Raw genomic sequence first — 14,652 nt, forward strand, 5'->3', positions numbered from 1 at the left:
TTTTCTTTTTGGGTTGAGATAAGAGTCATCATAGCATTGGTTAAAAATTTTCGGTGGTTTTATTGTCAATTCTCTGTAAATTTTTCTCGTTCTAATCCCATATAGACAAGATGGCAGAATCATAATCTATAAGTTGTCTGGCTTGACTTTCTTGATGGGAATTATATAATAGATGTAATAAAAATAATTACAACCGAGAAAGAGGACCATTTATGACCTATGAATACAAGAGTCACATTTATTTAGCAGAGGCAGTTTTAAATGTAAAGGATTTGGCAAGTCAAACAGCCTTTTATCAGCAAGTGCTTGGTTTAGAAATCTTATCTCAAACTGAGACAGAGGTCGTTCTGGGACTTGGAGGAAAAGCCTTGGTACACTTGATTCAAACACAAGAGAGCGGTGAAGTAAGGGAACATTATGGCCTTTACCATCTGGCCATTCTCTTGCCGACACGAAAGGCTTTGGCGGATGTCTTGAAGCACCTGACAGATTTACAGATTCCTCTAGTTGGCGGTGCAGACCATGGGTACAGTGAGGCTCTTTACTTGGAGGATTTGGAGGGAAATGGCATTGAACTCTATCGAGATAAGCCGGTTTCCACATGGGATATTCGAGAAGACGGACGCATTATCGGAGTGACGGAGGCTCTTGCGGCGCAGGACATTTATGAGCTGGGGGAAAGAGTAGAGCCCTTTATCCTGGCAGAAGGTACGAGAATGGGGCATATTCATCTTTCCGTCAAGGATAGTCGAAAGTCCAGCCAGTTTTATCAAAAGGTGTTAGGGTTAGAGGATAAATTCAGTGTGCCTAGCGCTAGTTGGATTGCAGCTGGGGACTATCATCATCATTTGGCAGTCAACGAATGGGGAGGAAAAAATCTGGCTCCGCGTAAGCAAGACTTGCCAGGTTTGGCCCATTATGTTATTGAGGTTGCTAGTAAAGAAGAACTGTTAACGATTGCCCAGCGAGCACAAGAAGTTGATGCACCAATCAAATGGCTGACATCAAGCCAGTTGGAAATCACAGACCCAGACGGAATTGTGACTCGTATCCGCTTAGACAGGATATGATGACAATCAGAGTATAAATTGTGGAAAGTGCTCCTTATCCTAGTCAGATATGTAAAAAATTTGATATGATAGTAGGGAACAAGGAGAAGAAAACAATGACCAGTGAATACCAGAAAATGATAGCAGGAGAGGTTTACCGTCCATCGGATCCAGAATTGCGAGCCTTGGCTCAGGCTTCTCGCCAAAAACAGTCTGCCTTTAACAAGGAAGAAGATCCTTTGAAGGGAGTCGAAATCATCAAGATCTGGTTCGGCTCGACTGGACAAAATATCTTTGTCAATCCACGCCTGGTGGTCGATTATGGGGTCAATATTCATCTAGGGGAAAATTTTTATTCTAATTGGAACTTGACCATGCTGGATGTTTGTCCGATTCGCATCGGGGACAATGCGATGATTGGTCCCAACTGTCAGTTCTTGACTCCCCTCCATCCATTGGACCCGCAGGAACGTAATTCAGGTGTGGAATACGGCAAGCCTATTACTATCGGAGACAATTTCTGGGCTGGAGGTGGTGTCATTGTCCTTCCTGGAGTGACATTGGGTAATAATGTTGTTGCTGGAGCAGGGGCTGTAATCACTAAGTCCTTTGGCGACAACGTTGTCCTAGCTGGTAATCCTGCGCGTGTGATTAAGGAGATATCTGTGAAATAGAAGTAAAAAGGAACAGCGGAGGTTGTTTCTTTTTTGTAGGTTTCATCATCTTTTACTCAGACTACATTTACCTACTCTATCTCTTAGAAAGTTTGCTTCATTGATTAATTTAAAAGCATCTCGTAACTGGGATGCTTTTTTCTCCTCAATTTATCAGCCTCCTCCTTGACACTCAGTCAGCTTTTGATACAATAGTACAAAATTAGAGGAGGTGGGTCATGATTCAGAAACATGCGATTCCTATTTTAGAGTTTGATGATAATCCTCGTGCGGTTATCATGCCCAATCACGAGGGGCTAGACTTGCACTTGCCAAAGAAGTGTGTCTATGCTTTTTTAGAAGAGGAGATTGACCGTTATGCGAGGGAAGTAGGGGCGGACTGTGTCGGCGAATTCCTTTCTGCCACCAAGACCTATCCAGTCTACGTCATGAGCTACAAGGGCAAGGAGGTCTGTCTGGCTCAGGCTCCTGTTGGTTCAGCTCCAGCAGTCCAGTTTATGGATTGGTTGATTGGATATGGTGTGGAGCAGATTATTTCCACTGGAACCTGTGGTGTACTGGCTGATATAGAAGAAAATGCCTTTCTAGTCCCTGTTCGGGCTTTACGAGACGAAGGTGCTAGCTATCACTATGTGGCACCTTCTCGCTATATGGAAATTCAGCCAGAGGCTACTGCTGCTATTGAGCGAGTGTTGGAAGCCAAAGGGATTCCCTATGAAGAAGTCATGACCTGGACGACAGACGGTTTTTACCGAGAAACGGCTGAAAAGGTGGCTTATCGCAAGGAAGAAGGCTGTGCTGTTGTGGAGATGGAGTGTTCTGCGCTTGCAGCAGTAGCCCAACTGCGTGGGGTTCTCTGGGGAGAGTTGTTGTTTACAGCTGATTCCTTAGCAGACTTGGACCAGTACGATAGTCGTGACTGGGGTTCAGAAGCTTTCGAGAAGGCCTTGGAACTCTGCCTTGAGATAGCCTTTCAGATATAGCTACTCTCCTACTTTTTATGGTACAATGGATGTATGTTATTCAAATTATTTGTGAAAAAAATTGAGAGAGCCTTGGGCGGACTTTCGCCAGCTCGTCGCATCTTTTTAAGTTTCGCTGGAGTTATTTTTATAGGCTCTCTCCTTTTGAGTTTGCCTTTTGTCCAAGCGAGTGGTTCGCAGGCCACTTATTTTGACCATCTTTTTACGACGGTGTCTATGGTCTGTGTAACCGGCCTTTCTACGCAACCGGTAGCTACTACCTATAATGTCTGGGGGCAGTTGATTTGTATGCTCTTGATACAGATTGGTGGTCTGGGGCTCATGACTTTTATCGGGGTCTTTTATATTCAGGGGAAGCAAAAGCTCAGTCTTCGCAGTCGTGAAACTATTCAGGAAAGCTTTAGTTACGGGGAGACTCGGTCGCTGAAGGCCTTTATGCGATCTATCTTTTTGACGACTTTTCTAGTGGAGGGCTTGGGTGCCTTTCTACTAAGTTTCCGTTTTATTCCTGAGTTCGGCTGGGGACGAGGCATTTTTACCTCTATCTTTTTAGCCATTTCAGCCTTTTGTAATGCTGGTTTTGATAATTTCGGCAGTAGCAGTTTAGTGGCTTTTCAGACGGATCCCTTGATCAATCTGGTCATTGCTGGCTTGATTATCACGGGTGGTCTTGGCTTTATGGTCTGGTTTGACTTGGCAACCCAGTTTGACAAGAAGAAAAAACGCCGTCTGCGTTTCCACACTAAGCTGGTTCTCTTCTTGACTGCAGGGATCTTGCTGTTTGGGACAGTATCCACACTCTTTACGGAGTGGCACAATCCAGGAACAATTGGCAATCTCAGTGTTCCAGAGAAAGTGCTGGTTAGCTTTTTCCAAACCGTCAGCATGAGAACAGCTGGCTTTGCTTCTATTGATTACACTCAAGCTCGGCCTGTGACCTTGTTTATCTATATCCTACAGATGTTTCTGGGTGGAGCGCCTGGAGGGACGGCTGGGGGACTCAAGATTACGACTTTCTTTGTCTTGTTGGTCTTTGCGCGTAGTGAATTGCTGGGCTTACCTCATGCTAATGTTGCGCAGAGAACCATTGAGGTCCGAACAGTCCAAAAATCCTTTAGTGTCTTCATTATCTTTTTGATGACCTTCTTGTTGGGCTTGATGTTGTTGGGAATTACAGCAGAAGGAACACCGCGATTTATTTACCTCATGTTTGAGACCATTTCAGCTCTTGCGACAGTTGGGGTAACGGCAAATCTGACACCAGAATTAGGCAAGTTAGCTCTTAGCATTATCATGGTGCTCATGTTTATTGGCCGTATCGGTCCCTTGACCTTGCTGGTTAGTCTAGCTGACTACCAGCCTGATAAGAAAGATTTGATTCAGTATATGAAAGCAGATATTAGTATTGGATAAGAAAGGAAGAATGATGTCAGATCGTACGATTGGAATTTTAGGTTTGGGGATTTTCGGGAGTAGTGTCCTGACAGCCCTAGCCAAGCAAGATATGAATATCATTGCCATTGACGACCACGCCGAGCGCATCAATCAATTTGAGCCAGTTTTGGCGCGTGGAGTTGTGGGCGATATTACAGATGAGGAACTCCTCAGAACTGCAGGAATTGATACCTGTGATACGGTTGTAGTGGCAACAGGGGAAAATCTAGAATCGAGTGTGCTTGCAGTTATGCATTGTAAGAGTCTAGGGGTACCAAGGGTTATTGCCAAGGTCAAAAGCCAGACAGCTAAGAAGGTGCTAGAAAAAATCGGTGCTGACTCGGTGATTTCACCTGAGTATGAAATGGGGCAGTCCCTAGCGCAGACCATTCTCTTTCATAACAATGTCGATGTTTTTCAGCTGGATAAAAATGTGTCTATCGTGGAGATGAAGATTCCGAGTGTTTGGGCAGGTCAAAGTCTGAGCCAGCTGGATCTACGTGGCAAATACAACCTCAATGTCCTAGGATTCCGTGAACAAGAAAATTCACCACTGGACGTCCAGTTTGGTCCTAATGATCTCTTGAGGTCAGATGCCTATATCATGGCGGTCATTAACAACCAGTATCTAGATGATTTGGCAGAATTAAATTCGTAAGGAGGGGGATCCCCTCTTTTTTGATGTCCAAAATAGCAAATAGAGATAGCAACCCTTGTATTCTAGTAAAAGTCCTTCAAAAGCTGGACTTTATGGTAGAATAGAAAGAAGTGACAAGAGAGAAAGAAAAAATCAGTCCCCTAAAGGAGTAGATTATGAAGTTATTGTCTATCGCCATCCCTAGCTATAATGCCGCTGCCTATCTTCATTACTGTGTGGAGTCGCTAGTGATTGGTGGTGAGCAAGTTGAGATTTTGATTATCAATGATGGGTCTCAGGACCAGACTCAGGAAATCGCTGAGCGTTTGGCCAGCAAGTATCCTAACATCGTTAGAGCCATCTATCAGGAAAATAAAGGCCATGGGGGTGCCGTCAATCGTGGCTTGGCGGAGGCTTCTGGGCGCTATTTTAAAGTAGTTGATAGTGATGACTGGGTGGATCCTCGTGCCTATTTAAAAATTCTTGAAACCTTGCAGGAACTAGAGAGTGAGGGGCAGGAAGTTGATGCCTTTGTGACTAATTTTGTATATGAAAAGGAAGGTCAGTCTCGTAAGAAGAGTATGAGTTACGAGTCAGTCTTGCCTGTCCAACAGATTTTTGGCTGGGACCAGGTCGGAAATTTCTCAAAAGGCCAGTATATCATGATGCACTCGCTGATTTACCGGACAGATTTGTTGCGAGCGAGCCAGTTCCAACTGCCTGAGCATACCTTTTATGTCGATAATCTCTTTGTCTTTACCCCCCTTCAGCAGGTCAAGACCATGTACTATCTGCCTGTCGATTTCTATCGTTATTTGATTGGGCGTGAGGACCAGTCTGTCAATGAGCAAGTGATGATTAAGCGCATTGACCAGCAACTCAAGGTCAATCGACTCTTGGTAGATCAGCTTGATTTGTCCCAAGTGAGTCATCCAAAAATGCGAGAATATTTGCTGAATCATATTGAAATCACGACGGTGATTTCCAGTGCCTTGCTCAATCGAGCAGGCACAGCAGAGCATCTTGCCAAAAAACGGGAGCTATGGACCTATATTCAGCAGGAAAATCCAGAGGTCTTTCAGGCTATTCGGAAGACCATGCTCAGCCGTTTGACCAAACATTCAGTCTTGCCAGCTCGCAAACTTTCTAATGTCGTCTATCAAATCACCAAATCTGTTTATGGATTTAATTAATATAAGTATTTTATAAGAGGGATTTAATAAAAATTTTAACTTTTTCTTAATCCTTTTTAATTTTAGGAGATTATACTAGAGTCATCAAATAAAGAAAAACTCTAAGGAGAATCCTATGAAATTCAATCCAAATCAAAGATATACACGTTGGTCTATTCGCCGTCTTAGTGTCGGTGTTGCCTCAGTTGTTGTAGCCAGTGGCTTTTTTGTCCTAGTTGGTCAGCCAAGTTCGGTGCGTGCCGATGTAGTCAATCCAACCCCTGCTCAAGTTATGCCAGATGCTACTTCGGTGAGTGAAAAGAGTGACTTACCAGTAGAACTTCTCAAAGAAGCAGTCGATACAGCTCTTCCTTCAGAACAGGTAGACTCAACACCTAAAGCAAGCTTGGAAGCTACAAACTCTCCAGAAAAAAGCAGATGCAGGTGCTAAAGACCAAGTAGTTGCACCAAAAGAAGAAGTACAAGCAAAACCAGAATCTAAGAAACAAACAGAAGATGCGGTTAAACCTGCGACAAATCCTGCGCCTACAGTTGCTGGACAAGACCGTGAAGCAAGTGAAGTGCAACCAGCAACTACTCCAGCTGAAGTCCAAAAAGGCGTAGCTGATAATACTAAAGACACAGTGGATGTTCCAGCCTCTTACTTGGACAAAGCCAATTTCCCAGGCCCATTCACAGCTGGTGTTAACCAAGTCATTCCATATGAATTCTTCGCTGGTGACGGTATGTTAACTCGTCTTATCCTGAAGGATTCAGACAAGGCTCCATGGTCAGACAACGGTTCAGCTAAAAACCCCGCTCTCCCACCAGTAGAAAACTTGGGCAAAGGCCTTTACTTCTACGAAGTAGACTTGGCAGGTACCCAAGGTAAATCTGATAAAGAGCTTCTAGACCTCTTGAAACAAAACGGCACTCAAAGCTATAAAGCAACTATCAAAGTGTACGGTGCGAAAGACGGCAAGGCGGATTTGAGCAACCTCGTAGCGACTAAGGATTTGGATGTCAACTTGAACGGCTTAACTACTCCAGCTGAAGTGCAAAAAGGCGTGGCCGACAATACTAAAGATACGGTGGATGTCCCAGCTACTTACTTGGACAAAGCCAACTTCCCTGGTCCATTCACAGCCGGTGTTAACCAAGTTATCCCATACGAACTATTCGCTGGTGACGGTATGTTGACTCGTTTGATCTTGAAAGCTTCTGACAAGGCACCATGGTCAGACAACGGATCAGCTAAAAATCCAGCTCTCCCACCAGTAGAAAAATTGGGCAAAGGCCTTTACTTCTACGAAGTGGATTTGGCAGGGACTCAAGGAAAATCTGATAAAGAGCTTCTTGACCTTTTGAAACAGAATGGCACTCAAAGTTACAAGGCAACTATCAAAGTGTACGGTGCAAAAGATGGTAAGGCCGATTTGAGCAATCTCGTAGCGATTAAGAATCTGGATGTCAACTTGAACGGCTTAACCACTCCAGCTGAAGTTCAAAAAGGTGTGGCTGATAACACCAAAGACACAGTAGATGTTCCAGCTACTTACTTGGACAAAGCTAACTTCCCAGGCCCATTCACAGCCGGTGTTAACCAAGTTATCCCATATGAATTCTTCGCTGGTGATGGTATGTTGACTCGTCTTATCTTGAAGGATTCAGACAAGGCCCCATGGTCAGATAACGGTTCAGCCAAAAATCCCGCCCTTCCACCAGTAGAAAACTTAGGCAAAGGTCTTTACTTCTATGAAGTAGACTTGGCAGGAACCCAAGGCAAATCAGATAAAGATTTGCTTGACCTCTTGAAACAAAATGGTACTCAAAGTTATAAAGCTACTATCAAAGTGTACGGTGCGAAAGACGGCAAGGCTGATTTGAGCAATCTCGTAGCGACAAAAGATTTGGATGTCAATTTGAATGGCTTAACCACTCCAGCTGAAGTTCAAAAAGGTGTGGCTGACAACACCAAAGACACAGTGGATGTCCCAGCTACTTACTTGGACAAAGCCAACTTCCCAGGCCCATTTACAGCTGGTGTCAACCAAGTCATTCCATATGAATTCTTCGCTGGTGACGGTATGTTGACTCGTCTTATCTTGAAAGCTTCTGACAAGGCCCCATGGTCAGACAACGGCTCAGCTAAAAATCCAGCTCTTCCACCAGTAGAAAAATTGGGCAAAGGCCTTTACTTCTACGAAGTAGATTTGGCTGGTACCCAAGGTAAATCTGATAAAGAGCTTCTAGACCTCTTGAAACAAAATGGCACTCAAAGTTACAAGGCAACTATCAAGGTGTACGGTGCTAAAGATGGCAAGGCCGATTTGACTAACCTTGTAGCGACAAAAGATTTGGATGTCAACTTGAATGGCTTGACCACCCCAGCTGAAGTCCAAAAAGGCGTGGCCGACAACACTAAAGACACAGTGGATGTTCCAGCCACTTATTTGGATAAAGCCAACTTCCCAGGCCCATTCACAGCCGGCGTCAACCAAGTCATTCCATACGAATTCTTCGCTGGTGACGGTATGTTGACTCGTCTGATTTTGAAAGCTTCTGACAAGGCCCCATGGTCAGACAATGGTTCAGCTAAAAATCCAGCTCTTCCACCAGTAGAAAAATTGGGCAAAGGTCTCTATTTCTATGAAGTAGACTTGGCCGGCACTCAAGGAAAATCTGATAAAGCTCTTCTTGACCTCTTGAAACAAAACGGCACTCAAAGCTATAAAGCTACCATCAAAGTGTACGGTGCTAAAGACGGCAAGGCAGACTTGAGCAACCTTGTAGCGACAAAAGATTTGACAGTGAACTTGCATGGACATCAGTCTCTGATTCCGATGCAGTCAGGTTTCGTCCCATCTTCTAATGGTTCAGCTATGCCGGCTCCAATGATGAATAGTCATCAAGATGCATCTAAGATGAACGCTCAAATGCCTAGTGCCAATCAAGATGAGATGAAATCTAAAATGCCAGCTGCTAGTCAGGATAAGATGATGCCTAACAAAGAGCAGGACAAAACCATGAATGCTAGCCAGCCTATGGCAACACCAAGCATGAAACAAGATCAAGCTCCAGCAGCCTCAAGCAAAATGTCTGATGAAGGCAAGATGGTATCTAATAACAAGGTATCAAGTCCAATGATGGCTGATCAAATGAAAGACCAAAAAGACATGCTTCCATATACTGGTGAAGCCCAAACATCAATGGCTACTCTTGGATTCTTTGGATTAGCCTTGGCCGGACTTCTAGGTGGACTCGGTTTGAAAGCTAAAAAAGAAGAAAATGACTAGTCTAGCTACAGACTTTCTATCTAGGATATGAAAAATCCAGATATCGTTTAGAATGTTCGTAAAGAGATTAAAATAGTGTTATACTATTGTGGTATAGCACTGTTTTTTTCAAAGGAGAGACAGATGGGAAAGACAATTTTACTCGTTGACGACGAGGTAGAAATCACAGATATTCATCAACGTTATCTGGTTCAGGCAGGATATCAGGTTTTGGTGGCCCATGATGGAGTAGAGGCCTTAGAAATCTTCAAGAGAAAACCAATTGATTTGATTATTACAGATATCATGATGCCTCGGATGGATGGTTATGATTTGATTAGCGAAGTTCAGTATCAATCTCCGGATCAGCCTTTTCTCTTTATCACGGCTAAGACCAGTGAGCAGGACAAGATTTACGGCTTGAGCTTAGGGGCAGATGACTTTATTGCCAAGCCCTTTAGTCCTCGTGAGCTGGTTTTGCGTGTCCACAATATCTTGCGTCGCCTTCATCGTGGAGGTGAGACAGAAGTCGTCAGTCTCGGGAATTTACGGATGAATCATGGTAGCCATGAGGTCCAAGTTGGAGATGTGGCGCTTGATTTGACCGTCAAATCCTTCGAACTTCTATGGCTTTTAGCCAGCAATCCAGAGCGGGTTTTCTCTAAGACAGACCTCTATGAAAAGGTCTGGCAAGAAGACTATGTGGATGACACCAATACCTTGAATGTTCATATTCATGCTCTTCGACAGGAGTTGGCTAAACATGCTAGTTCAGAAACACCCACCATCAAAACCGTCTGGGGCTTGGGCTACAAAATTGAGAAAGCACGAGGTAGTTAATGAAATTAAAAAGTTATATTTTAGTGGGGTATGTCATTTCAACACTCCTAACGATTATCGTGGTTTTTTGGGCCATCCAGCGAATGCTAATTGAAGAAAGAGAAATTTATTTCCTAGTGGGTATGACTCTAGTGGCTAGTTTTATCGGTGCTGGGATTAGTCTCTTTCTCCTATCGCCGGTCTTTACTTCATTGGGCAAACTCAAGGAACATGCCAAGAGAGTAGCGGACAAGGATTTCCCTGCAAATCTGGAGGTTCAAGGCCCTGTAGAATTTCAACAATTAGGCCAAGCTTTCAATGAAATGTCCCATGATTTGCAGGCGACATTTGATTCCTTGGAAGAAAGCGAACGAGAAAAGGGCTTGATGATTGCTCAACTTTCGCATGATATCAAGACCCCCATCACTTCGATCCAAGCGACGGTAGAAGGGATTTTGGATGGGGTTATCAAGGAAGGAGAACAGGACCATTATCTAGCAACCATTGGGCGCCAGACTGAAAGACTCAATAAACTGGTTGAGGAGTTGAATTTTTTGACCCTAAACACAGCTAGAAATCAGGTCGAAACGACCAGCAAAGACAGCATTTTTCTGGACCAGCTCTTGATTGAGTGCATGAGTGAATTTCAGTTCTTGATTGAGCAGGAAGAGCGAGATGTCCATTTGCAGGTAATTCCTGAGTCTGCACGGATTGAGGGAGATTATGCCAAACTTTCTCGTATCTTGGTGAATCTGGTCAATAATGCTTTTAAATACTCAGCTCCAGGAACCAAGCTGGAAGTGGTGGCCAAGCTGGAAAATAACCAGCTTTCAATCAGTGTGACGGATGAGGGACAGGGGATTGCCCCAGAGGATTTGGAGAATATTTTCAAACGCCTTTATCGTGTAGAAACTTCGCGTAACATGAAAACAGGTGGTCATGGCTTAGGACTTGCTATTGCGCGTGAATTGGCTCATCAATTGGGTGGAGAAATCACAGTTACCAGCCAGTACGGCCTCGGAAGCACCTTTACCCTCCTTCTCAATCTCTCTGGCAATGAAAATAAAGCTTAAAACCCCTTTACAAATCTAGCCATTCATGGTAAAATGGATTTTGTGTGAAATATCAGCAGGAAAGCATGAAGCTCGTCAACAGGTGTCTTATGATAAGTAACCTTGGCTGTTTAGGCGAAGGGCATCTGCACGAATCAGGGCTTTCTAAGTGACTATTTCCACCGAAATATTATTTATATCAGGAGGGCATTCACATGTCACGTTATACAGGACCATCTTGGAAACAAGCTCGTCGCCTTGGCCTTTCACTTACAGGTACAGGTAAAGAATTGGCACGTCGTAACTACGTACCAGGACAACACGGACCAAACAACCGTTCTAAATTGTCAGAATACGGTTTGCAATTGGCTGAAAAACAAAAACTTCGTTTCACTTACGGTGTAGGTGAAAAACAATTCCGTAACTTGTTCGTACAAGCTACAAAAATCAAAGGCGGAATCCTAGGTTTCAACTTCATGCTTCTTTTGGAACGCCGTTTGGATAACGTTGTTTACCGTCTTGGTCTTGCGACTACTCGTCGTCAAGCTCGTCAATTCGTAAACCACGGTCACATCCTTGTTGACGGAAAACGCGTTGATATCCCATCATACCGCGTAACTCCAGGTCAAGTGATTTCAGTTCGTGAGAAATCATTGAAAGTTCCAGCTATCCTTGAAGCAGTAGAAGCTACTCTTGGACGTCCAGCATTCGTATCATTCGACGCTGAAAAATTGGAAGGTTCATTGACTCGCTTGCCAGAACGCGACGAAATCAACCCAGAAATCAACGAAGCACTTGTCGTTGAATTCTACAACAAAATGCTTTAATTTTAAGATATATCTTACAGAAAGCCTACAACAGTGGGCTTTTTGCTTTGTCTTAAAATGTTGATCTCTGGGTTTGTTTAGAGATTTGCTAGTAAGGTTATTGGTGTATCTAGGTCTATCTATTCCAAGAATGACGCGATATTGATGATATAATATTTTAGCCTCCTCAGTTTAATGAAGGGAGGTGTTATGTATGCTAGAGTTACTTTCCCTTTTTCTAGCTCCGTTACTTGTTAACGTACTATCTGAGCTTTTCAAGCTATGGATAAAGAGACGTAGCACCCTTTTAGAGGGTAGCAAAAAACCCCATCGGTGGCACGGTGGGGTTTTTTAGTTATATATGCTAGAAGCATTATTTTCCCTTTATGCTTTCATTCTAACACAACCCCTCCGATATTTCAAGCTTTTGTTTTGATATGTCCTCAGAGGTCATTACGCAATCTTATAACACTGAAGCCTGTGGTTTGAGTCCGCTTTACTGAAATTAGCCCACGCGCTTCTAGCCTCCATTCTACAGCAAAGAAATCAACTCTTTTCTAGGGGATTTCCGCCCTCATTTTTGTCTTTTGTGCTAAAATAGACTTATAAATTGAAAATAAGGAATGTTTATGAAATCGGGTAATGGTTTTTGGAAAGGCTGTCTCTATTTTTGGGGCTTCTTGTTCTTATTAGGCCTGTTGGTCCAATATGCTCTTCCGCTTGCGGCTTGTGTCCTGCTAGGCTATGGTGGTTATCGCCTCTATAAACGTTGGCGCTATCCTCTTTTGCAGGATCGTTCGCTCGATGATCGGATTGAGCTTTTAAAAGCTCGGATTCGTCAGGCGGACAAGGATATTCAGCAGTTAGAGGGAGTCTTGGTAGAGAAAGGCTCAGATTCCTATAAGAGTTTGGCTAATCAAGTATTGATCGAACTGAGGGAAATCCATCAGGAGGCGGATTGTCTCAAGTCCTATATCGATGCTGATGTCTACAACCGTATTGACAAAAAGGTTCGTACAGTAAGGGCAAACATCGATGTTCAGCTAGAACGTTTGGATAGAGAAAGTCAGGTAGATCTTGAAAATGCGGAGCCAGAGGAACTAGCTCCAGAATTGTCCCAGACCTTGGCTAATATTGCCATTGACCATCAGGCAATTTTAGATAAGATTGCCACCTCTGCTGAGGGGGATAAGGAAGAATTGACTGCCATTCATAGTTTGAAGATGGAGAAATTCCAAACGATTTTAGAAGGCTATTTAAAGATTAAGGCCAATCCTAAAAACTATAATCGAGCCGAAGAACGTTTGCAACAAGCTAAAGCAGCTATCGAACAATTTGACCTTGAGCTGGACCAAGTCCTGAGAGAACTCAATGAAACAGATATGCGTGATTTTGATATCAGTCTGCGTATCCTAGAAAAAGATCGTAAAGAATAGGTTAGAAACAAAGGAGTAACCATGACAGAATTTAATTTTGATATTGACCAGATTGCCAATAATACGGTAGCTAAGGTGGATAAAACAACCCAAATCATCGAGACAAATACTGGCTCAGACAAGACCTTGACCTTCCTTGAAAAGTTGAGCCCTGAGCAGCAAGAAGGAATCAAGGCGCACGTGCCCCAGTTAGTAGACCAGTTTGTCACCAATCAAAATGCTCTTTTGGATTTTGGACAATCTGCTGTCGAAGGTGTGAATAATACGGTCAATCGTATCTTGTCAGAACAAAAGAAACTGCAGATTCCCCAAGTGGATGATCTACTCAAGAACACCAACCGTGAGTTGCAAGGCTTTGTAGTCAAATACAAGAACGCTGAAATTGCTGAGTTAGAAGAGAAGCCAAACTTTTTGCAACGATTGTTTAACAAGAGCAAGAATACCTTACAGGAATTTTACTTTGACTCAAAAACAGTGGAGCAAAAGCTCGATGGTATGGCTGCCGCAGTGGTCAAGCAAGAAGATGTGCTAGCTCGAAATATCGTCTCTGCTGAGATGTTGATTGAGGACAATACCAAATCCATTGAAAATCTAGTGGGAGTGATTTCCTTTATCGAAGCCAGCCAGACAGAAGCTGGCAATCGTGCTGCCGAACTAAAGGCCCAAGCTGACCAACTTGATACAAGTACGGTAGAATACCAGACCAAGTCTCAAGAATTGGCCCGTATGGCAGAAGTGGTCAATACACTCGAACAACAACATACAGAGTATGTCAGCCGTCTCTATGTGGCCTGGGCAACAACACCTCAGATGCGTAATCTTGTGAAGGTGTCATCTGATATGCGCCAAAAATTGGGCATGCTTCGTCGTAATACGATTCCAACAATGAAGCTTTCTATTGCCCAACTTGGTATTTTGCAACAATCAATGAAATCAGGTGTCGTGGCAGATGCCATTGTCAATGCCAATAATGCTGCCCTTCAGATGCTAGCTGAAACCAGCAAGGAAGTGATTCCGCAGATGGAGAGAATTGCACAAAGCCCGACAGTCGCTGTCGAATCTGTTACCAAACTGGCTGAAAGTCTGGTCGCTCAAAACCAAGGTATCGTCGCAGCAATTGAGTTGGGACGTCAGAAACGTGCCCAACTAGAAACAACCATCGTCAAGTCCGCAGAAATGATCAACGATTCTGTCAAACTACGCGATGAGAAAATCGTTCAAGCCCTTCTAGACCAAGGCAAGGCCGCCCAGAAAGAAGTACAAGAATAACACACAAGTCCCTTGTAAGTATAGCTTGCAAGGGATTTTGGATTTT

Annotated in this window: 11 protein-coding genes and 1 pseudogene; all 12 read left to right on the top strand. The window is 43.6% G+C overall.

Annotated elements, in window-relative coordinates:
- Positions 1 to 212: 212 nt before the first annotated feature.
- The 12 genes and pseudogenes from SM12261_RS00430 (at position 213) to SM12261_RS00485 (ending at position 14,606) form a co-directional block, all read left to right on the top strand.
- The gene (locus SM12261_RS00430; protein ID WP_000220690.1) at positions 213 to 1,070 is read left to right on the top strand and encodes a VOC family protein; all 858 of its coding nucleotides are present in this window, start codon (positions 213 to 215) and stop codon (positions 1,068 to 1,070) included.
- A gap of 95 nt (positions 1,071 to 1,165) precedes the next feature.
- Positions 1,166 to 1,723 carry a sugar O-acetyltransferase gene (locus tag SM12261_RS00435; RefSeq protein WP_000200262.1) on the top strand — a complete coding sequence of 186 codons (558 nt, stop codon included), beginning with the start codon at positions 1,166 to 1,168 and terminating at the stop codon, positions 1,721 to 1,723.
- Positions 1,724 to 1,941: 218 nt separating this feature from the next.
- Entirely contained in the window at positions 1,942 to 2,706 is a 765-nt protein-coding gene (locus SM12261_RS00440) for a nucleoside phosphorylase (protein WP_000615032.1), read from the top strand.
- Between the two features lie 33 nt (positions 2,707 to 2,739).
- Positions 2,740 to 4,119 (top strand): TrkH family potassium uptake protein, encoded by a 1,380-nt coding sequence (locus SM12261_RS00445; RefSeq protein ID WP_000897708.1) that lies wholly within the window; start codon positions 2,740 to 2,742, stop codon positions 4,117 to 4,119.
- Between the two features lie 13 nt (positions 4,120 to 4,132).
- Positions 4,133 to 4,798: a potassium channel family protein gene (locus SM12261_RS00450; protein WP_001283911.1), complete on the top strand. Its 666-nt coding sequence runs from the start codon at positions 4,133 to 4,135 to the stop codon at positions 4,796 to 4,798.
- 155 nt (positions 4,799 to 4,953) lie between these two features.
- Positions 4,954 to 5,970, top strand: a complete 1,017-nt coding sequence (locus SM12261_RS00455) for a glycosyltransferase family 2 protein (protein WP_000771883.1) — start codon at positions 4,954 to 4,956, stop codon at positions 5,968 to 5,970.
- A 115-nt stretch (positions 5,971 to 6,085) separates the two neighbouring features.
- Positions 6,086 to 9,245: pseudogene (locus SM12261_RS09570) on the top strand (SSURE domain-containing protein).
- A gap of 123 nt (positions 9,246 to 9,368) precedes the next feature.
- On the top strand, positions 9,369 to 10,064 hold the full coding sequence (locus tag SM12261_RS00465; RefSeq protein ID WP_000520654.1) for a response regulator transcription factor: 696 nt from the start codon (positions 9,369 to 9,371) through the stop codon (positions 10,062 to 10,064).
- Complete coding sequence (locus tag SM12261_RS00470) at positions 10,064 to 11,116, top strand: sensor histidine kinase (protein WP_000769779.1); 1,053 nt, start codon at positions 10,064 to 10,066, stop codon at positions 11,114 to 11,116. Before SM12261_RS00465 ends, SM12261_RS00470 begins: the two co-directional genes overlap by 1 nt.
- A 194-nt stretch (positions 11,117 to 11,310) precedes the next feature.
- A complete protein-coding gene (gene rpsD / locus SM12261_RS00475) occupies positions 11,311 to 11,922 on the top strand; it encodes a 30S ribosomal protein S4 (RefSeq protein WP_000092756.1) in 612 nt (203 codons plus the stop codon).
- Between the two features lie 608 nt (positions 11,923 to 12,530).
- Positions 12,531 to 13,337: a hypothetical protein gene (locus tag SM12261_RS00480; RefSeq protein WP_000834995.1), complete on the top strand. Its 807-nt coding sequence runs from the start codon at positions 12,531 to 12,533 to the stop codon at positions 13,335 to 13,337.
- A gap of 21 nt (positions 13,338 to 13,358) precedes the next feature.
- The gene (locus tag SM12261_RS00485; protein WP_033685330.1) at positions 13,359 to 14,606 is read left to right on the top strand and encodes a toxic anion resistance protein; all 1,248 of its coding nucleotides are present in this window, start codon (positions 13,359 to 13,361) and stop codon (positions 14,604 to 14,606) included.
- The last annotated feature ends 46 nt before the right edge of the window (positions 14,607 to 14,652 follow it).

The sequence above is a fragment of the Streptococcus mitis NCTC 12261 genome (assembly GCF_000148585.2).
In the GTDB taxonomy this organism is placed as follows: Bacteria; Bacillota; Bacilli; order Lactobacillales; family Streptococcaceae; genus Streptococcus; species Streptococcus mitis.

Coding starts and splice junctions, on each gene's coding strand:
- SM12261_RS00430 (WP_000220690.1), top strand. CDS start 213: ATGACCTATGAATACAAGAGTCACATTTATTTAGCAGAGGCAGTTTTA.
- SM12261_RS00435 (WP_000200262.1), top strand. CDS start 1,166: ATGACCAGTGAATACCAGAAAATGATAGCAGGAGAGGTTTACCGTCCA.
- SM12261_RS00440 (WP_000615032.1), top strand. CDS start 1,942: ATGATTCAGAAACATGCGATTCCTATTTTAGAGTTTGATGATAATCCT.
- SM12261_RS00445 (WP_000897708.1), top strand. CDS start 2,740: ATGTTATTCAAATTATTTGTGAAAAAAATTGAGAGAGCCTTGGGCGGA.
- SM12261_RS00450 (WP_001283911.1), top strand. CDS start 4,133: ATGTCAGATCGTACGATTGGAATTTTAGGTTTGGGGATTTTCGGGAGT.
- SM12261_RS00455 (WP_000771883.1), top strand. CDS start 4,954: ATGAAGTTATTGTCTATCGCCATCCCTAGCTATAATGCCGCTGCCTAT.
- SM12261_RS00465 (WP_000520654.1), top strand. CDS start 9,369: ATGGGAAAGACAATTTTACTCGTTGACGACGAGGTAGAAATCACAGAT.
- SM12261_RS00470 (WP_000769779.1), top strand. CDS start 10,064: ATGAAATTAAAAAGTTATATTTTAGTGGGGTATGTCATTTCAACACTC.
- rpsD (WP_000092756.1), top strand. CDS start 11,311: ATGTCACGTTATACAGGACCATCTTGGAAACAAGCTCGTCGCCTTGGC.
- SM12261_RS00480 (WP_000834995.1), top strand. CDS start 12,531: ATGAAATCGGGTAATGGTTTTTGGAAAGGCTGTCTCTATTTTTGGGGC.
- SM12261_RS00485 (WP_033685330.1), top strand. CDS start 13,359: ATGACAGAATTTAATTTTGATATTGACCAGATTGCCAATAATACGGTA.